Consider the following 18012-nt stretch of genomic DNA (forward strand, 5'->3'; position numbering starts at 1 on the left):
CTACATCGAGGCCGTCGCCGCCGCGTGCTGGCGCAGCCAAGGCCACAGGTCGAGTTGCCAGATGCCGGATTGCCCGGTGAAGTAGATGCTGCGGCCGTCCGGCGCGACGTGGGAGCCCCACGGCATGTCCTTGTTCACCGTGTCGCCGAGGTCGATCGGTTTTCCCCAGTGATCGCCTTCGCGGAAGGCGATGCACAGACGGCCCAGGCCGCCTTTGGTCGTGCCGTAGTCGAACACGATGAAGGATTGATCCGGCGCCACCGCGGGATCGTGGGTGGAGACGGCCGGGTCGCCCAGGCCCACGCGCACGGGCGGCAGGTAATGGCCGTCGCGCCAGGCCGCGCGCCAGGTGTGCATGGCCCGCGCCCGCCTGTCCCAGCGGATGAAGTACAGGCTGCCGTCGGCGGCGATGCCGGCGAAATCGACGAAGGCGTCGTCGTTGACGACAGGGCCCAGCCAGACGGGCTTGCCCCAGCCGTCGCCCCGGCGATCCACCCGCCAAATGTTCGAGCCCGGCGCGCTGCCGCCGACGAAGTAGTCCTGCGTCAGCGGCCGCCCGCCCGGCATCGGCGGCCGATCCGAATCGAACAGCAGGTAGCTGCCGTCGGGCGCGATCACCGGATCCTGGTCGAACCAGCGGCCGGAAAAGCCCGCGACCTCGGGCGGCGACCAGCGCCCGCCGGCCTTGTGCGCAACCATGATGGTCTTGCGGCTGCCTTCGCTGCGGTCGAAGAAGACCGTGTTGCCGTCGGGCGTGAAGGCCAGCGTGTCGTCGCTGTCGGGGTGGATGATGCCGCCCAAGGTGACCGGCTGCGGCGTGGCGGCCGGCACGCTGGCGGCGCGCACCCCGGCGACGGCAAGCAGCAGGCCGGCGGCGAGCAGGCCGCGAGCCAGGATCGTGTGCGTCATCGTGCGTCCTCCACCGGCATCGCGTTGAGCAGGATGTACTGGCGCTCGGCGGCAGCGATGCGACCGAGCTGCGGGGAAACCAGCGTCAGCGGCCGCGTGCTGACCAGTTCGTCGCTGAGCACGATGCCATCGCGGAACGTGGTGCAGCCGCGCCAGTGTGTGCGGCCGGCCTGCCGCGTCATGGCGTACGGGTGGCCGGCGCGGGTCAGCGTGACTTGCGGCTTCTCGTCGAGCCACGCGCCCTCGCCGCCGCCCTCGCGTTCCAGCGTCACGGTGCGGCTGGCCGGATCAAGCGCCACCACGGTCACCGTCTGCCGCCCGGCGGGGCCGAGTTCCCACGGCGCCGCGATCGCCACCGTCCAATGCTGGCCGAGTTTCAGCGTGGCTGGCGGCGTGCCCCACAGCCGCGGGTTGTAGGCCAGCCCGCTGGCGTCGGTGTTGGGCGCGCACTTGCCGTCGTAGCAGTTACTGGCGCCGCCGTCGGGCAAGGCCACCGTGCCGCTGCCGGCGGGTCGGCCGTCGTAGCGGTAGTCGATGCGCAGGCGCGCCGGCGTGGATGCCGCGTCGGTCACGCGGTAGGTCGCGGTTCCGCTGATCCGGCGCACCGCCTCGTCGAAGCCCGGAGCCTGCACGTCGATGGTGCGCGAGAACACGTTGCCGAAGCTCGCGCCGGCGCGGAAGGCGGGCGTCAGCGCGGGCGCCGTGGCAGGCGCCGCAGTGGCGGCGGCGACAGGCAGCGAAAGCGCGGCCAGCAGAACGCAGGGCAGGTGGATGGAAATCATGCAGCCTCCGGCTCAGGGCTCGATGCCGTGTGCGCGCAGCACATCGGCAATGTCGAAGCGCCACAGGTTGCGCGAGCCGTTCAACGGCTGCTGCAGGCGCTGTTGCAGGGTGGCGGCGCTGTCGCGCGGCTTGGGGAAGGCCACCTCGTCGCGGCGGTTGCTGGAAACGAACAGCTCGCCGAAGCGCGGCCCCAGCGAGGGCGCGTTCTCCAGCGCCGTGCTGTTGATGTCGCCTGGCAAGTGCAGCGGCTTGCTCCAGCGGCCGTCCGGCTGGCGGAACGCGATGTAGAGGTCGGCGCTGCCCAGCGAGTCACCCTCGTTGCCGGCGTACACCAGGAAGCGCTGCTGCGGATCGATCGCCGGATCCATGCGGTTGCGCGACACGTCGCCGAGATCCACCCGCTGCGGCGTCGCGTAGCCCTGTGCGGTGCGGCGCGCCACGTAGATCTGGTAGGCAGCGCCGGAGTCCGGCCGGTGCGCGGAGAAGTAGAGGTCGCCGTTGGCCGCCACCGAGGGGTTGTAGATCATCGCGCCGTCGTTGAGCGCGCCGTCCACGTGCTGCGGTGCGCCCCATCGCCCGTCGGCCTGGCGTTCCACGAACCAGAGGTTGGTGCCGGCGAAATGGTGGCCGCCCATCTCCGCCGTCACCGGTGCGCCACCCGCCTGCAGCGGACGGTTGGAGACGAAGTACAGCCGCCGCCCGTCCGGCGACAGCGTGGGCTCGGAGTCGTGCCACTGGCCCGAGAACGCGGCCACCTGCGGCGCGCCCCAATGCCCGTCCACGCGGTGCGAGACGAGGATGGTGTCGTCGCGCTCGGCGAAGTCGGAGCGCATGAAATACAGCGCGTCGCCATCCGGCGTCAGCGCGGCCGAGGTTTCCTGCAGGCCGGTGGAGATGATGCCGGGGCCGACCAGTTCGCCGCGCGTCTGCGCGTGGGCGGCGAACGTGGCGATGGCGATGGCGGCAAGAACGAAATGGCGTGGGGACATGCTTGCTCCTGAGGGAACCGCGAAGGCCGCGGCGAAATCAGCCGGCGCGATGCGCGGCCAGCCAGGGCGCCAACGACAGGCGCCAGATGTGGTTGTTGCCGTTGTCCCACGCGCGCATGCGCGCCAGGTCGGCCTGCGCTTGCGCGGGCGAGCGCGGGTAATGCACCGGCAAGGTGGCGTTGCTGGTGAAATACAACGTGCGTGCGTCGGGGCCCAGGTGCGAACCCCAGGGCTGGTAGCGATCCACCGCGTCGCCGAGATCCACCGGTGCACCCCAGCCGTCGCCCTCGCGGAAGGCGATGTAGAGATGCTGGGGCTGATCCTTGCCGGCGTAGTCGGCATCGAACACGAGGAAGGATCCGTCCGGCGCGATCGCGGGATCCTGCTGCTCCGCCGCCGGGTCGCCCAGCGCCAGCCGCTGCGGCGGCTGGTAGCGGCCGTCGCGCCAGGCGCTGCGGTAGAGGTGGAAGCGATGCGCGGGTTCGTCGCGACGCTGGTAATACACGTCGCCGTTCGCGGCCACGCTGGGCGCGTAGATCGCGGGGGCGTCGTTCACCGCATCGGGCAACCGCACCGGCGTGCCCCAGCCATTGCCGCGGCGATCCACCCGCCACAGGTGGCCGCCATGCACCGGCGCGCCGCCGGGCGTGTCGGGGCGGTTCGAGGTGAACACCAGGTAGGAGCCGTCCGGCGCCATCGCCGGGTCGTGATCCAGCCACTGCCCGGAGAACGACGCGATGCGCGGCGCCGACCAGCCGCTGCCCACGCGATGCGCTTCCATGATGAAGCCGCTCGCACCCGCCTGCTGGTCGAAATACACCGTGGCGCCGTCCGGCGCGAAGGTGAGGCAGTCCACGCTCGCGGGGCCGGAGAGCGTGCCGGGCGCGAAGATCTCCGGCTGCGGCGAGGCCGCTTCGGCGGCGTGGAGGCCAACGGCGGCGAACGTGCCGATCAGGGCGAGCGGACCGGCGAGCAGCGCAAGCAGGCGATGGAGCATGCAGATTCCTCGGCAAGATGGCGATGCCGTGGAATCTGCGCCGTGGTTGCGCCGCACGCCGCGCTTCCGTGACGAGCGGGGGCGGCTCGTGACCAGCGGTCGCCGGCGCGGGGCGAGTGGCCTGGCCACATCCGGGCATCGAGGCCAGGATGCTGTCGTGCGCTGCATGCCTACGGCCGGCCGCTTGCAGACAGGCGAGGGGGCTGGACGACAGCCGCAGCGGTCGGCCATCGAAACCGGACGGGATGGGAGTTGAAACCGCCGTGCCACTCCAAACCGGGGGGCGTCGAGCCGCCCATCCGCTTCGCCAAGGCCCGCCGCCTCGCCGTTGCGCCCGCCGCCTGAACGCGCGCGCCCGCAGGCCAGTCGCCGCCGCCGCAGCCCCGCACCGCTGAACTCTTCCGCCTGGCGCGACGCGCGCTCCGGGTGCCCCATCAGGCTTTCTCATGGGCACTTGAGTCCCGGAGTGTCATCGATCAGGCCATCGGATCTCATCGATGACGCTTTTTGGCTCACGCATGAGTCTTTTTGCCTCAACGCTGAGCCGAAAAGACTCAAGCCTGAGGCTGCGGATACTCAACGTTGAGGCTGCACAGGCTCACGCGCGAGTCTTTTTGGCTCATCGATGAGCCTTTTTGCCTCAGCGATGACATGCCGGATCTCATGCATGAGTCTTTTTGCCTCATCGTTGAGCCCCCGCTACCTCACCGATGAGGCTTTTTGCCTCAACGCCGATGCCGACGGAGTCACCCGGCCGCTTCCGGCCTGCGCACTGCCCAAACAGCGCCTGGCTTCCAGACACGCGCTGGCCGGGATCGCCTGCGTACCGCGGGAACGGGTGGAGCGCCCCGCCGAGGTCGGCGTGGGCCTGGCCGGCCTCATCGACGCCGACAGCGGTACGGCACGGTACGAGTTGTTCGGGTGGACTGAACGGCGACCGGAATCAGCCAACTCCGGACATTCACCAGTGACTAAATTAACCACCATCAGCGTCGATGATGTAGGAACTCCCTTCGGGATAGAGCAACTCAATACGGAAGTGCAATACTGGATGGGAACATCCTGTCGTAGGGTGCGCGTTAAGCCATCTTTCGACTGGTAGAAAGAAATGATGCGGAGGAAACACCAATGTCTGATTTGTTGAATACTCCTGCCGCCCTTGAGTGGGCCGACCACGCGATTCGGCGTCATTCGAAGGGAATATTTGGAAAACTCAAGCCCGCAGTGATCTGGTCAGATAGACGAGGCGACGACGGCGAACTTTTAGTACCCGTCGACCCCGTAGAATACGTAGCTCGAATCAACAGTACTTCACTGATCCTTCTACACGGCCACGATCCCGGAAGACCCAAAGGTCAGGTTCTAGAGGGCGCAATTTTCGAGAGTGAAAGCGGCGAAAAGTTTGTTGTTGCCATTTTGGGTTTTTACGCGGGCGGCGAAGTACTGGCCTTTCAAGGATTGGGTCTCGACACAAAGGTATCATCGCCGCCACCGGAAATGCTTCCAACGTTGCCGGATGGCCTTTGGATTGAGTTTGCAACGGATCCCCGAGAAGTCGATGGAACGTGGCTGGAACAAGTCGTCAGCGACGCCCCACTCCCTCTCGAAAGCACAGAACTCTCGCACAACGCAGCAGAATCCTCACAAGAGTTGATCAGGGTAGGCGTTCTCTTTGTCACCCTCGTCTGGAATCCTTTCGTAACCTCGGTCGCTTCCGAGGCTGGCAAAGATACTTATGCCGCGATCCACAAGTGGATCCGTAAGCTACTCGAAAAGCTGGCCGACCGGCGTAACCCGGTAGTCGATATCCACGCATTTCACGACAACTGCCAAGTATCATTTCTGTTCCGAGGCAATAATGTAAAACAAAACTATGCTGCGCACGACGCACTACCTAATGCGGCGACCCACGCTGCGCAATTGGTTGCAAAGCTCAAAGCGCGAGGAATGGTGGCGCGGCAATTAGTCTATGAGTTTGATAATGAAGCGGCGGTTTGGTTCCCGTCATACGCAGTTCTGACCGATAACAAAATCATCACTGACAATGTAGAGCTCATCGCCATTGAGCAACTACCGGCAGGCTTGAGCCTTGGGATGAGTCGCGGGAAATCACGTTCGCCAATAGTTAAATTGGCTCGCTATAAAGATGACCGCCGGGCACCATGAAAGACTCACTCGATGCACGTAATGCTCTTAGCGTGCCGTCGCCGAGTACATGTTGAATGACCGCTCTGGATGGCGAAAGCAGACGCTCACTATCTTTGCTTGTTTGCTAGCGGCGCTTTACTGATTTTTTGCACCCAATCTGCGATTTCACTCTTTACTGAGTCCACATCACGCTGCCCGCGCAGCTGCCGCTGAATCGTCAAGCGCATGAGGTTCCCGTCGTTGAGAATTAGCGCATAGCCTTCGGCAGTATCTAACGAGAACGCGGTTCCATCCTTGGAAATCTTGCGGCGTCTTATTGAAACAACCGTGTACGAGCTTGGATCGATGCGTCGCATGGAAACAAGCACAGGCTGACTGATCGACATGCCGCCCTGCACCGGAGTGGAGGAAGACACTTCCTGTATTAGCTTACGTACGCGTTGCTCATACGTCGATTTGTCCTTGTCCCAAAGTGGTGTGACGTTTTTCCATTGATGCTCTGTCGTAGCATAGAACTGATCGACACTAGCCACGGTATACGGGCCTGATGCTCTTTGAAAAAGAGTAATAGCAAACGCCGACTCCAGGGGCCTGTCCATACCGTGTAATGGCGCTTGCTCAGAAGAAACAAAGCATCCAGCAAGCGTGCCAGACTTGAACGCAACAAGCTTTAACGCTTTCGATAGTGTGCTATTGGTGGCACATGCACTTAGCCCTCGCGGAGCCGGTATGACCGCATCAGCCGGCTGGGCAAGCGAAGAGGACAAAGCAAAAGAAAACAGGCCGAAGACGGATATCCAAAACTTCATGTTGTGCACACTCCTGTCGGAAACTATACGGTACTCTCTGTATTAATATTCACAATCCACGCGATATCCGCTTCGAGTCTAAAGCGGCCATCCCTCTTCGCAAATTCAATTTTATTCGCCAGCGTCCTCGATCACCTCACGTCGCACGGCCGATACCTCCGCCTGGGCGAATCGACGCCCGCCCCATCAAGGCAACCCCAGCACCGCCCGTGCCCCGGCCCGGAACCGCCGACTCAAATCCAGCCGCGTGCCGTCGCGCAGCACGATCTCCGCATTGCCGTTGAACAGCGGGTGCACTTCGCGGATGCGTTCCACGTTGACGATCACGCCGCGGTGGATGCGCAGGAAGCGCGCGGGGTCGAGCGCCGCCAGCAGATGGCTCAGCGTCTCGCGGTGCAGGTAATGCGCGCCGTCGGCGTGGATCTGCACGTAGTTGCCGTCGGCGCGGATCCAGTCGATGGCATCCACCGCCACCACCCGGATGTGCTCGCCCACGCGCACGCTGATGCGCTGCAGGTGGGCGGTGTGCGCCGATGTGACTGCGGGCGACTGCAGTCCGTGCCAGTGCCGGCGCACGCGCTCCATCGCCTGGTCGAAGCGGGCCTGGTCGATGGGCTTCAGCACGTAGTCCAGCGCGCCGGCGTCGAAGGCGCGCAGCGCGTGCTGGCCGTAGGCGGTGGTGAACACCACCATCGGCAGCGACTGCGGCTTGAGCTGGTACAGCAGCTTGAAGCCGTCCATGCCGGGCATGCGGATGTCGAGGAACAGCAGGTCGGGCGCCAGCGCCTGGATCGCCTGCTGCGCCTCGGCGGCGTTGCCGCATTCGCCGACGATCTCCACGTCGGCATGCGCGGCCAGCGCCTGGCGCAACGCAAGGCGCGCCAGCACTTCGTCGTCGACCAGCAGGGCGCGGATGGCCGCGGCGCTCATGCGGCCAGCTCGCGGAACGGCAGGCGCAGTTCCACCCGCGTGCCGCCGCCGTCGCGGCGCTGCAGCTCCATGCGTGCGTCGGCGCCGAACAGCATCGCCAGCCGTGCGCGGGTGTTGGCGAGGCCGATGCCTTCGCTGGCGCCGTCGGGCGGCAGGCCCAGGCCGTCGTCGTCCACGCGCAGCACCAGTTCGTCGCCCTCGCGATGACCGGCCACCTGCAGGCTGCCGGGTTCGGCCTTGGCCAGCAGGCCGTGGCGCAGCGCGTTCTCCACCAGCGGCTGCAGGATCAGGTTGGGCACGGCGGCGCGCAGCGCGTCCTCGGCTACCTCCAGCCGCGTGCTGAGCCGATCCTGGAAGCGCACCTGCTGGATGTCGAGGTAGCAGCGCAGGAACTCCAGCTCGCGCGCCAGCGGCACCTGCGGCGCGTGGCGTTCCTCCAGCGTGAGGCGCAGGAAGTCGCTGAGCCGGGCGATCATCAGCCGCGCCTGCAGCGGGTCGGCCAGCGCCAGCGCGGAGATCGCGTTGAGCGTGTTGAACAGGAAGTGCGGCTGCAGCTGCATGCGCAATGCCTGCAGTTGCGCCTGCGCCAGCTGCGACTCCAGCAGCACGTTGCGCAGTTGCTCGTCGCGCAGGCGACGACGCGACTCCAGCCCGCGCAGCGCCGCCAGCACGATCCAGTAGGTGAGCACCGCCAGGTGATAGCTGTAGGCGAATTCCATGCGCAGGTACTGGCCCAGCGTGTGCACCGGCATGCGCCCGGGGCCGCACAGGAACCAGAACAGCACCAGGTGCGCGAGCATCTGCGCCAGCCCCACCGCCAGCGAGGCCGGCACGTGCACGGCGCAGAAGCGCCGCCAGCCACGCCCCGCGGTCTGCCGTCCCAGCCGGCCCAGCAGCGGCACCAGCGCCATCCACAGCCAGAAATTGCCGAGGTTCCAGGCCAGGTTGCGCAGCCAGTTCGGCGGATCGCCCTCGCTGATCGACGACAGCCCGCCGCTGAGCGCATAGGACAGCGCCAGGAGCGTCCAGAAGCCGAAGATCAGTCCCCAGGTTTTCAGTCGCTGCGCTGCGCTGCGGTCAGGCACGGGATCCTCGCTGGCGTACCGCCCAATGGCGGCCCAGTGTGCGCGGCGACGGCGATGCGCGACAGTGCCTGAAGACATTGCCGGCACCGGCCTAGGATCGCGGCATCCGCGTGTCGCGCGTGCACGTCTGCGCGTCGCCCAGCCGCCACGCGCCGCTGCGGTCGCGGTAGGTGTAGGTGACGCGGTAGGCATCGTCGCCACGGCGCTGGAACGCGAAGCGGTCGAGGTAGCCGCTGGTCGCGATGTTCTCCAGCGTCAGCGTGTCGCCCGCCCAGCCGGGCGAGGCGTAGCGCCGGTCGCCGCCGAAGTTGTCGAACACCGTCGCGGTGAAATGCTTCGCGGCCTTGTCGTAGCCCCACCACGAATCCGCGAGGTAACGGTTCGGCGGATCGTCCGCGTGCCGCATGTGCAGCCACTGGCCGCCGAGTTCGACGGCGAACGTTTCGCGGGAAGTGATCGGCTTGCCGTTCGCGAACCGTCCCGTGCAGCGCCAATGCCCGGCGAACCAGGCCAGCGGCGCCAGCGCCGGCGTCGTGTCGGCATACGCGGGTGCGGTGCCGGCGAGCACGCCGGTTGCGCCCGCCAGCACGGCAAGGGCGACGGATGCTCCGCGCCGCGCGCGGGGCGATCGCGGACGGATCATGGCTTCGCTCCCGCATGACGCGCCAGCCAGGGCGTGAGCGTGAGGCGATGGATGCGGTGGTCGGACGCGCTGTAGTACAGCGTGGCGTGATCCGGGCCCAGGCGCGCCTCGTCTCCGGCGACGCCGAGGTCGGTCGGCGCGCTCCAGCCGTCCGGCGTGGCGAAAGCGATGAACAGGTCGCCGCCATTCGACGGCGCTGGCGGCCGGTCGGAGCTGAAGACGAGGAAGGACTGGTTCGGCGCCACCGCCGGGTCGTAGTCCGAGCGATCCCCGCCCGCGCCGAGTTCCAGTGGCCGCGCCGGCTGGCAGGCGGCCTGCTCGCAGCGGCTGCGGTAGAGCCGGAACGCGCCGTTGCCGGGGTTCACCCGCACGAAGATGAGGCTGCCGTCCTTGCCCACCGCGGGCGAGAAGGTGGAGTTGCTGGCGTTCACGCTCCCGGACAGGCGCACCGGCGTGCCCCAGTCGTCGCCGCGGCGATCCACCCGCCATAGGTTGCCGCCACGACCCGGTTGCGGCTTGCTGCCCCAGTCGCCGTCCAGCGCCTTGCCTTCGCCGTTCGCCGGACGGTTGGAAACGAACACCAGGTAGCTGCCGTCCGGCGCCATCGCCGGCTCGAAATCCATCCAGCGGTCGGAGAACGGCGCGCGCACCGGCGACGACCACGCACCGTCGCGACGATGGGCCACGTACAGGCGACGTGCCATGCCGACGCCGCGGGTGAACACCACCGTGTCGCCATCCGGTGCGAAGGCGGGCGAGGCGTCGTGCGCTGCCGTCCAGGGGCCGGCGGCGGGGAGCGTCACGGCATCCGCGGCTGCCCGCGCCGGCGGTGTGGCGACAGTGATGCCCAGGGCCAGCGCGAGGGTCGGAGCCAGGTATCGGCAATGCATGAACTGCTCCTCGCGGAGGGAAGGAAGGATGCCAGAATCTCAACGGGCGCGCCCGCCGTGCGCGTCCAACCACGGCGCCAGCGACACCTGCCAGATGTGGTCGTGGCCGTTGTTCCACGCCGCCTTCGCTTGCGTGCCAGTGGCGGCGCGGTTGCTGTAGAAGGTCAGCGTGCGGCGGTGGGGCCGAGCTGGGCACCCATGCTTTCCTTGCCGCCGTTGACCGCGTCGCCAAGATCCTGCGGGGCGCTCCAGCCGTCCGGCGTGCGGAACGCGATGGCGAGGCGATAAGGCTGCTGTGCGGCGTGCCTGATGCTGACCACGATGAACGAGCCGTCGGGCGCGATGGCAGGATCGCGGATCGTGGCGTCCGCATCGCCCAGCGCCACCACGCGAGGCGTCGCGTAGTGGCCGTTGCAGTACGCGGAGCGCAGCAGCGCGAAGTCGCCGCGCGGCCCGGCGCAGCCGATGAAGTAGAGGCTGCCGTCGCCGGCAATGCTTGGGGAGGCGATCAGCGAACAGCGGTTGACGACATCGGGCAGGCGCACCGGCGTGCCCCAGTGGTCGCCTTGCCGATCCACCCGCCACAGGTTCATGCCCTGCCCGACAAGGCGCTTGCCGCCATGCACCGCGTCGAGCGGCGGGTCGCCTGGCGCGGCCGGGCGGTTGGAGGCGAACAGCAGGTACGAACCATCCGGCGCCATCGACGGGTCGAGATCGTGCCAGCGGCCGGAGAAAGGCGCCACCGTTGGCGGCGACCAGCGGCCGTCGCGGCGATGCGACTCCATCAGCGTCGAGCCGTCGCCGGTGGCGCGCATGAAATAGACCGCAGCGCCGCTCGGCGCGAACGCGGCCGCGCCATCGTCGGCACTGGTGGGAATCGCATTCGGGGCGAAGATCGCGGGTACGGCCGTCGTCGGTGCGTGACCGGCCGTCGCCGCCGCAGCCGCAAGACTCAGCCATGCCGCAAACGCTGTGGACGGGCGCATCGCCATCTCTCCTGGCCGGTGATGCGTCCGCGCTGGGCGCACCTGTGGAGGCAAGCTGGCGCAGGCGGCAACGGCTGTCGCGCGCCGCGTGATGGCCGGGCCGCTTGCCGTGACCAGCGGCGTGTGCGGCCGGACGGGAGGCTGCAGCCCGCCGCCGGCCTGCCCGCGGCGGCCGTTCGTCACGGCCATGCCGTCGCTCGCCCCGGGACCGGAGCACGCCGCGCACGCGCCGCGCAGGCTGTTGCCGCGGCACTGTCGCCGCATCAACAGGACTACGTCATGCCATATCCAACTTGCCGCCGTGCCCGTGGGTGCCTTGCCTGCATCGGCTTGTTGCTGGGCGTCGCCACGATCGGCTCACCTGCCGTTGCTGCCGATACGGGCGCGGACGAAACCGCGCACACCGCCGCCGCGGTGAAGGCGGTGGATCAGCACTGGCTGGAGGCCGAGGAGAACGGCGATGCCGCCTGGCTGGACGGCATGCTGCTGCCGGGCTACCGCTCGGTGGGCGTGGCGGGCACGTTCGCGACCAAGGCCGCCATCCTGGCGCATGCCGCGGAGAACCGCGGCTCGGACAAGATGAAGCAGCAGGTGGCCGCATGGCAGGCGGCACATCCGGTGGAGCAGCAGGTGGCGCTGCAGGGCGACACCGCGATCCTCAGCTTCGTCAGCAGCGCGCCCGCGACCAAGGGCAAGCTGTATTCCTCGGACGTGTTCGTCTACGTCGATGGCCGCTGGCGCGCGCTGTATTCGGCGCACACCAGGCTTGGCGAGAACTGAGCCTCACCACGCGATGCGCTGGCCGTCGCGCAGCAGTGCGCCGTTGATGCCCGGCTCGGGCTGGCAGGCGGCAGCGACCACGCCGGCGGCACCACGTTCCACCGGGCCGCCGCCGGGGCCGCCCAGGCCGGTGGCGAGCCAGCCGGGGCAGACCGCGTTGACCAGGATGCCGCTGCCGGCGAGTTCGGCGGCGAGCGCGCGGGTATAGGCGTTGAGCGCGGCCTTGGAGACGCGGTAGGCGGGATAGCCGATGGCGTCGGGCGCGGTGGCACCGGCGCAGCCGCTGGTGACGTTGACGATGCGGCCGTAGCGACGCCGGCGCATCAGCGGCAGCAATGCGCTGGTCAATTGCCAGGCGCCGAGCAGGTTGGTTTCCAGCGCGGCGCGCACGTCGGCGGGCGCGGCATTCTCGGCGCGTCCATCACTGTCGGCGTGGCCGCCGGCGTTGTTCACCAGCACGTCGAGGCGGCCGTGCTCGCGCTCGATCCAGGCGGCGAGTTCGGCGATCTGCTGGGGGGCGGTGACATCGAGCGGCACCGCGACGGCGTCGCCGACGATCTGCTTCGTCGCCTGTCGGCCCTTGGCGAGATCGCGCGTACCCAACAGCACGCTGTAGCCACGCGCGGCGAGCTGGCGCGCCACCTCGAAGCCCAGTCCGCGGTTGGCCCCGGTGACCAGGGCCACGCGATGCACAGGTGATGGCTTCGACGCTTGCACAGTCGACCGGCGGCGCGCCGTGCTCATGGCAGTACCTCAGACTCCCGATTCGTCATTCCGGCGCAGGCCGGACAAGCGCGAAGCGCGCAGAACGCCCGCAGGGCGGCCCCGAAGGGGCGAGCGAAGCGAGTCATCCAGTGGCCGTGCGGCCTGAGCGAACATGGTCGCTACTGGATCCCGGCCTTCGCCGGGATGACGGTCTGGATAGGTGGTCGTTATCGGAAATGAAGTCGCCTTCTCGCAATGCTTCTTGCAAGCGGCGCGGGCCTTCATCCTTCGACACCATCCCCGGATTATTCCGGACAGCAGTGGGCTTCCGCCGGGATGACGAGCTTTGGAAAAGCCGGGGCTCGGAGTGCAGGCGCTCATGGCACGGCGGCCACCGGCGTGGCGACCGGCGCGCAATGCACGTCGTCGCCGCAGGCCTGCCAGCCGCCGCCCAGCGCCTTGTACAGCGCCACCGCACGGGTGTCGATGGCGGCCTGCGCCTGCGCCAGCGCGTCGTCCGCGGCAAGCTGCACGCGCTGGGCGTCGAGCAGTTCGAGGTAGCCGGTGGCGCCCTGTTCGTAGCGCACCTTGGCCAGTTCGGCGGCGTGGCGGCTCTGCTGCGCCTGCGCACGCAGCTTCTCCACGCGCTCGTGCTGCAGGTTGTAGCCGACCACGGCGTTGTCCACGTCCTCGACGGCTTCCAGCACGGTGCGCTGGTAGTTGGCCTGCGCGGCATCGGTGCGTGCCTCGGCGGCATGCAGTTCGCTGCGCACGCGCTGCACGTTGAGGCCGTTCCAGGTGATGCTGGGCGCGATCGACCAGGCCCGCGAGGACGGCCCGCCGAAGTCGTTGCTGCGCCCGGCGAGGAAACCGAGGAAGCCGCCCAACGAGACATGCGGGAAGAAGTCCGCCTTGGCCACGCCGATGCGCGCGGTGGCGGCGGCGTATTCGCGTTCGGCGATGCGCACGTCGGGCCGCCGCGCCAGCACGTCGCCCGCGGCACCGATCGGCAGCACGGCGTCGATGGGCTTGAACGTCTGTGGCGAGACGTCGACGTCCAGCGCGCCGGGCTGTTCGCCCAGCAGCACGGCGAGGCGATTGGCATCGGCGTGCGCCTGCATGTCGAGCAAAGGCAATTGCGCCTGCGCCGCGCTGAGTTGCGCCTCGGCGCTGGCCACGTCCTGGTCGGAGGCCGTGCCCACTTCGGCGCGGGCGCGGATCAGCTTCAGCGTGTCCTGCTGGTTGGCGATGTCGCGCTGGGCGATCGCCTGCCGCTGCTGCGTGCCGCGCAGGTCGAAGTAGTTGCGCGCCACTTCGGCGAACAGGCTCACCTGCGCGCCCTGCAGCTGCGCCTCGCTGGCGCCGAGGTCGGCGCGCGCGGCTTCCACCGAGCGGCGCACGCCGCCGAACACGTCGATCTCCCAGTTCGCGTCGAAGCCTGCCTGGTAGGCGGTCACCGTGCTGCGCTGGTCGCTGAAGCCGGGCGACTGCTCGCGACTGCGGCTGTACGAAGCATCGGCCTGCACGTCGGGCAGGTATTGCGACCTGGCGCCCCCGAGCAGGGCGCGCGACTCGGCCAGCCGCGCCTGCGCGATGCGCAGGTCGAGGTTGCCGGCGGCGGCGCGCCGGATCAACGCATCCAGGGTGGGATCGCCGAACTGCTTCCACCACTGCGCCTGGAACTGCGCGGCGCTTTCGCGCGCCGCATCCAGGGCCTGCAGTTGCGGCGCGGGCGTGACCGGTGCCTTGTAGTTCGGCCCCACGCTGACGCAACCGGCCAGTACAAGCGCAGCGAACAGCAGGGAGTGCCTCAGCATGCTCGTCATCCCGGCGTAGGCCGGGATCCAGTGCCTGTGCTTGCGGTCATTCAAAGTCGCTGGATCCCGGCCTTCGCCGGGATGACGAGCAAGAGCGACACGCTGCGAATCAATCATGTTTGATTTCATCTCAATGTCCCTCCAGCGCCGGCAGACCGTTCGCCTGCGCACGCTTGCGCGCTTCGCGGCGCTCCACCAGGGCGCGGATCACGACGTAGAACAGCGGGGTGTAGATCAGCCCGAACAGGGTGACGCCGAGCATGCCGGAGAACACCGCCACGCCCATCGCGTGGCGCATCTCCGCGCCGGCGCCGTGCGAGGTCACCAGCGGCACCACGCCCATGATGAAGGCGATCGAGGTCATCAGGATCGGGCGCAAGCGCAGCCGTGCGGCTTCCAGCACCGCCTCGTGGCGGCTCATGCCTTCATGCTGGCGTTCGCGGGCGAACTCCACGATCAGGATCGCGTTCTTGCAGGCCAGGCCCACCAGCACGATCAGGCCGATCTGGGTGAAGATGTTGTTGTCGCCGCCCGACAGCCACACGCCGGCGATCGCGGAGAGCAGCACCATCGGCACGATCAGGATCACCGCCAGCGGCAGCGACCAGCTCTCGTACAGCGAGGACAGCACCAGGAACACCAGCAGCACGCACAGCGGGAACACTAGCACCGCGGTGTTGCCGGCGAGGATCTGCTGGTAGGTGAGGTCGGTCCACTCGAAGCTCATGCCGTTCGGCAGCACCTGGCGCGCCAGCTTCTCCATTTCGGCCTGGGCCTGGCCCGAGCTGTAGCCAGGCGCCGGGCCGCCGTTGATCTCGGCGGTGGGATAGGCGTTGTAGTGCTGCACGCGATCCGGGCCGGCGCCGTGCGTCACGGTGACGAAGGAGCCCAGCGGCACCATCTCGCCGCGCGCATTGCGCGTCTTCAACTGGCTGATGTCCTGCAGGTCGCTGCGGAACTTCGGCTCGGCGGACAGGTTCACTTGGTAGGTGCGGCCGAAGCGGTTGAAGTCGTTGACGTAGAGCGAGCCGAGGTAGGCCTGCATGGTCTGGTAGACGTCGCCCAGGTTCACGCCCTCGGCCTTGGCCTTCTCGCGATCCACATCCACGTCCACCTGCGGCACGTTGACCTGGAAGCTGGAGAACAGCCCGGCCAGCGCGGGATCCTTGCGGCTGGCCGCGATCAGGTTCTGTGTCTGCTTGTACAGCTCGTCGAAGCCGAGCTGGCCGCGGTCTTCCACCTGCATGCGGAAGCCGCCGATCGTGCCCAGGCCCATCACCGGCGGCGGCGGGAAGATCGCGATGTAGGCGTCCTGGATGGACGCGAACTTCGCGTTCAATGCGCCCGCGATGGCGCCGGCGGAAAGATCCGCGCTGCGCCGTTCGTCGAACGGCTTCAGCGTGACGAACACGATGCCGGCGTTGCTGCTGTTGGTGAAGCCGTTCACCGACAGGCCGGGGAAAGCCACCGCGCTCTGCACGCCGGGCTGCTTCAGCGCGATCGCGCTCATGCGCTTGATCACGTCCTCGGTGCGATCCAGCGAGGCGGCGTCGGGCAGCTGCGCGAACGACACCAGATACTGCTTGTCCTGCGTGGGCACGAAGCCGGTGGGCACGTGCCAGAAACCGAACGCGGTGAGCGCGATCAGCGCCGCGTACACCACCAGCGCGGCGCCGCCCTTGCCCTGCAGCTTGCGCGTGCCGGCCACGTAACGCTCCGCGCCGCGGTGGAACAGGCGGTTGAACGGACGGAACAGCCAGCCGAACAGGCGGTCGATGGCGCGGGTGAGGCGATCCTTTGGCGCGCCGTGCGGCAGCAGCAGGATCGCCGCCAGCGCCGGGCTCAGGGTCAGCGAGTTGAACGCCGAGATCACCGTGGAGATCGCGATGGTCAGCGCGAACTGGCGGTAGAACTCGCCGGTGAGGCCGCTGATGAAGGCGGTGGGGATGAACACCGCGCACAGCACCAGCGCGGTGGCCACGATCGGCCCGGTGACCTCGTGCATCGCCTTGCGCGTGGCTTCCTTCGGCGACTGGCCCAGTTCGATGTGGCGCTCCACGTTCTCCACCACCACGATGGCGTCGTCCACCACGATGCCGATCGCCAGCACCATGCCGAACAGGCTCAACGCGTTGAGCGAAAAGCCGACCAGGTACATCACCGCGAAGGTGCCGATCAGCGACACCGGCACCGCGATCAGCGGGATGACGGACGCACGCCAGGTCTGCAGGAACAGGATCACCACCAGCACCACCAGCAGGATCGCTTCCAGCAGGGTGTGCGCCACCGCCTCGATGGAGCCGCGCACGAACACCGTGGGGTCGTACACGATGTGGTAGTCGATGCCCTGCGGGAACTCCTTCTTCAGCTGCGCCATGGTGGCGCGCACCTCGTCGGAGATCTGGATGGCGTTCGAGCCGGGGCGCGCGAAGATCGGGATCGCCACCGCCGGCTGGTTGTCCAGCAGGCTGCGCAGCGCGTACTGGTCGGAGCCCAGCTCCACCCGCGCCACGTCGCCCAGGTGCACCACGGCGCCGTCGGCGTCGGTGCGCAGCACGATGTTGCGGAAGTCGTCGACCGTGCTGAGCCGGCCCTGGGTGTTGATGTTGAGCTGGAAATCGGCGTTGCCGCGCACCGGCGGCGCGTTCAGCGCGCCGGCCGCCACCTGCACGTTCTGCTCGCGGATCGCGTTGGCCACGTCGCCGGTGGTGAGGCCGCGCTGGGCCAGCTTGTCCGGGTTGAGCCACACGCGCATGGAGTATTCGCCGGCGCCGAAGATCTGCACGTCGCCCACGCCGTTCAGGCGGCCCAGCACGTCCTTCACGTGCAACCGCGCGTAGTTCGACAGGTACAGCATGTCGTAGCGCTGGTCGGGCGAGGTGAGGTGCACGACCATGGTGAGGTCGGGCGAGCTCTTCTGCGTGGTCACGCCCAGCCGCTGCACTTCCTCCGGCAGCCGCGGCAAGGCTTGCGCCACGCGGTTCTGCACCTCCACCTGCGCCTCGTTGAGGTTGGTGCCCAGCGCAAAGGTGACGGTAAGCGTCATCACGCCATCGCTGGTGGCCTGCGAGGAGGTGTAGAGCATGCCTTCCACGCCGTTGATCTGCGTTTCCAGCGGGGTGGCGACGGTCTCGGCGATCACCTTGGGGTTGGCGCCGGGGTAGTTGGCGCGCACCACCACGGTGGGCGGCACCACTTCGGGGTATTCGCTGATCGGCAGTTGGAACACCGCGATGGAGCCGGTGATCACGAACAGCAGCGACAGCACAGCGGCCATGATCGGCCGGTCGACGAAAAACTGGGCGATGTTTTTCATGGTTTGTCTCGATGACTCCAGGGTGCCGACCCCCTCTCCCCTCCGGGACGCGGGGAAGGGCCATGGATGGCCCTGCTTTGAGGAGCGAGGAAGAGGGTTGGGGTGAGGGGTCGGGGGCTTGCCGAAGCGCTCGGGCTTCGGCAATGCGTTTTTCAGGTTTCGATGGGTAGGCAGCGCTTGCGCAAGATTGGCCCCTCACCTCGATCCTCTCCCCGGAGGGGAGAG

The 18012-nt window shown here is 67.9% G+C and carries 16 protein-coding genes; 3 read left to right on the forward strand and 13 right to left on the reverse strand.

The annotated features are described in order from the left end of the window. From ACZ5Z2_RS17335 to ACZ5Z2_RS17350, 4 genes are read right to left on the reverse strand one after another with little or no spacing between them, the layout of a single operon-like run. Positions 1 to 909 carry a TolB-like translocation protein gene (locus tag ACZ5Z2_RS17335; protein WP_464759819.1) on the reverse strand — a complete coding sequence of 303 codons (909 nt, stop codon included), beginning with the start codon at positions 907 to 909 and terminating at the stop codon, positions 1 to 3. Beyond that, positions 906 to 1691: a hypothetical protein gene (locus ACZ5Z2_RS17340; protein ID WP_464759821.1), complete on the reverse strand. Its 786-nt coding sequence runs from the start codon at positions 1689 to 1691 to the stop codon at positions 906 to 908. The genes ACZ5Z2_RS17335 and ACZ5Z2_RS17340 overlap by 4 nt, the downstream gene beginning before the upstream one ends. 12 nt (positions 1692 to 1703) lie before the next feature. Further along, a complete protein-coding gene (locus ACZ5Z2_RS17345) occupies positions 1704 to 2681 on the reverse strand; it encodes a TolB family protein (protein WP_464759823.1) in 978 nt (325 codons plus the stop codon). Between the two features lie 37 nt (positions 2682 to 2718). Beyond that, entirely contained in the window at positions 2719 to 3678 is a 960-nt protein-coding gene (locus tag ACZ5Z2_RS17350; RefSeq protein WP_464759825.1) for a TolB family protein, read from the reverse strand. Between the two features lie 667 nt (positions 3679 to 4345). Between ACZ5Z2_RS17350 and ACZ5Z2_RS17355 the strand changes: the two genes are divergently transcribed. After that, positions 4346 to 4780 carry a hypothetical protein gene (locus ACZ5Z2_RS17355; protein ID WP_464759826.1) on the forward strand — a complete coding sequence of 145 codons (435 nt, stop codon included), beginning with the start codon at positions 4346 to 4348 and terminating at the stop codon, positions 4778 to 4780. A 26-nt stretch (positions 4781 to 4806) separates the two neighbouring features. Then, positions 4807 to 5844 (forward strand): hypothetical protein, encoded by a 1038-nt coding sequence (locus tag ACZ5Z2_RS17360; RefSeq protein ID WP_464759827.1) that lies wholly within the window; start codon positions 4807 to 4809, stop codon positions 5842 to 5844. Positions 5845 to 5933: 89 nt separating this feature from the next. Here the strand turns inward: ACZ5Z2_RS17360 and ACZ5Z2_RS17365 are convergent, their stop codons facing one another. The 6 genes from ACZ5Z2_RS17365 to ACZ5Z2_RS17390 form a co-directional block, all read right to left on the reverse strand. Further along, complete coding sequence (locus ACZ5Z2_RS17365) at positions 5934 to 6635, reverse strand: hypothetical protein (protein ID WP_464759829.1); 702 nt, start codon at positions 6633 to 6635, stop codon at positions 5934 to 5936. 186 nt (positions 6636 to 6821) lie between these two features. Beyond that, positions 6822 to 7565: a LytR/AlgR family response regulator transcription factor gene (locus tag ACZ5Z2_RS17370; protein WP_464759830.1), complete on the reverse strand. Its 744-nt coding sequence runs from the start codon at positions 7563 to 7565 to the stop codon at positions 6822 to 6824. Next, on the reverse strand, positions 7562 to 8650 hold the full coding sequence (locus ACZ5Z2_RS17375) for a sensor histidine kinase (protein ID WP_464759832.1): 1089 nt from the start codon (positions 8648 to 8650) through the stop codon (positions 7562 to 7564). The genes ACZ5Z2_RS17370 and ACZ5Z2_RS17375 overlap by 4 nt, the downstream gene beginning before the upstream one ends. A gap of 91 nt (positions 8651 to 8741) precedes the next feature. Next, on the reverse strand, positions 8742 to 9293 hold the full coding sequence (locus ACZ5Z2_RS17380; RefSeq protein ID WP_464759833.1) for a hypothetical protein: 552 nt from the start codon (positions 9291 to 9293) through the stop codon (positions 8742 to 8744). Further along, the gene (locus ACZ5Z2_RS17385) at positions 9290 to 10183 is read right to left on the reverse strand and encodes a TolB family protein (RefSeq protein ID WP_464759834.1); all 894 of its coding nucleotides are present in this window, start codon (positions 10181 to 10183) and stop codon (positions 9290 to 9292) included. The genes ACZ5Z2_RS17380 and ACZ5Z2_RS17385 overlap by 4 nt, the downstream gene beginning before the upstream one ends. 164 nt (positions 10184 to 10347) lie before the next feature. Then, complete coding sequence (locus tag ACZ5Z2_RS17390; RefSeq protein ID WP_464759835.1) at positions 10348 to 11169, reverse strand: TolB family protein; 822 nt, start codon at positions 11167 to 11169, stop codon at positions 10348 to 10350. Between the two features lie 279 nt (positions 11170 to 11448). On the opposite strand from ACZ5Z2_RS17390, the gene ACZ5Z2_RS17395 reads away from it, so the two are divergent. Further along, entirely contained in the window at positions 11449 to 11949 is a 501-nt protein-coding gene (locus ACZ5Z2_RS17395; protein ID WP_464759837.1) for a nuclear transport factor 2 family protein, read from the forward strand. A gap of 3 nt (positions 11950 to 11952) precedes the next feature. Here ACZ5Z2_RS17395 and ACZ5Z2_RS17400 read toward each other — a convergent pair whose 3' ends face one another. The 3 genes from ACZ5Z2_RS17400 to ACZ5Z2_RS17410 form a co-directional block, all read right to left on the reverse strand. Further along, positions 11953 to 12633, reverse strand: coding sequence for an SDR family NAD(P)-dependent oxidoreductase (locus tag ACZ5Z2_RS17400; protein WP_464759839.1), 681 nt, complete (start codon positions 12631 to 12633; stop codon positions 11953 to 11955). A 398-nt stretch (positions 12634 to 13031) separates the two neighbouring features. Further along, complete coding sequence (locus tag ACZ5Z2_RS17405; RefSeq protein ID WP_464761736.1) at positions 13032 to 14480, reverse strand: efflux transporter outer membrane subunit; 1449 nt, start codon at positions 14478 to 14480, stop codon at positions 13032 to 13034. A 121-nt stretch (positions 14481 to 14601) separates the two neighbouring features. Continuing rightward, the gene (locus ACZ5Z2_RS17410; RefSeq protein WP_464759840.1) at positions 14602 to 17787 is read right to left on the reverse strand and encodes an efflux RND transporter permease subunit; all 3186 of its coding nucleotides are present in this window, start codon (positions 17785 to 17787) and stop codon (positions 14602 to 14604) included. Between the last annotated feature and the right edge of the window lie 225 nt (positions 17788 to 18012).

It is taken from the genome of Rhodanobacter sp. G1 (assembly GCF_055397855.1).

Bases quoted from the DNA above. Each gene is read 5' to 3' on its own strand.
- ACZ5Z2_RS17335 (WP_464759819.1), bottom strand. From the start codon at position 909: ATGACGCACACGATCCTGGCTCGCGGCCTGCTCGCCGCCGGCCTGCTG.
- ACZ5Z2_RS17340 (WP_464759821.1), bottom strand. From the start codon at position 1,691: ATGATTTCCATCCACCTGCCCTGCGTTCTGCTGGCCGCGCTTTCGCTG.
- ACZ5Z2_RS17345 (WP_464759823.1), bottom strand. From the start codon at position 2,681: ATGTCCCCACGCCATTTCGTTCTTGCCGCCATCGCCATCGCCACGTTC.
- ACZ5Z2_RS17350 (WP_464759825.1), bottom strand. From the start codon at position 3,678: ATGCTCCATCGCCTGCTTGCGCTGCTCGCCGGTCCGCTCGCCCTGATC.
- ACZ5Z2_RS17355 (WP_464759826.1), top strand. From the start codon at position 4,346: ATGAGTCTTTTTGCCTCATCGTTGAGCCCCCGCTACCTCACCGATGAG.
- ACZ5Z2_RS17360 (WP_464759827.1), top strand. From the start codon at position 4,807: ATGTCTGATTTGTTGAATACTCCTGCCGCCCTTGAGTGGGCCGACCAC.
- ACZ5Z2_RS17365 (WP_464759829.1), bottom strand. From the start codon at position 6,635: ATGAAGTTTTGGATATCCGTCTTCGGCCTGTTTTCTTTTGCTTTGTCC.
- ACZ5Z2_RS17370 (WP_464759830.1), bottom strand. From the start codon at position 7,565: ATGAGCGCCGCGGCCATCCGCGCCCTGCTGGTCGACGACGAAGTGCTG.
- ACZ5Z2_RS17380 (WP_464759833.1), bottom strand. From the start codon at position 9,293: ATGATCCGTCCGCGATCGCCCCGCGCGCGGCGCGGAGCATCCGTCGCC.
- ACZ5Z2_RS17385 (WP_464759834.1), bottom strand. From the start codon at position 10,183: ATGCATTGCCGATACCTGGCTCCGACCCTCGCGCTGGCCCTGGGCATC.
- ACZ5Z2_RS17390 (WP_464759835.1), bottom strand. From the start codon at position 11,169: ATGCGCCCGTCCACAGCGTTTGCGGCATGGCTGAGTCTTGCGGCTGCG.
- ACZ5Z2_RS17395 (WP_464759837.1), top strand. From the start codon at position 11,449: ATGCCATATCCAACTTGCCGCCGTGCCCGTGGGTGCCTTGCCTGCATC.
- ACZ5Z2_RS17405 (WP_464761736.1), bottom strand. From the start codon at position 14,480: ATGACGAGCATGCTGAGGCACTCCCTGCTGTTCGCTGCGCTTGTACTG.
- ACZ5Z2_RS17410 (WP_464759840.1), bottom strand. From the start codon at position 17,787: ATGAAAAACATCGCCCAGTTTTTCGTCGACCGGCCGATCATGGCCGCT.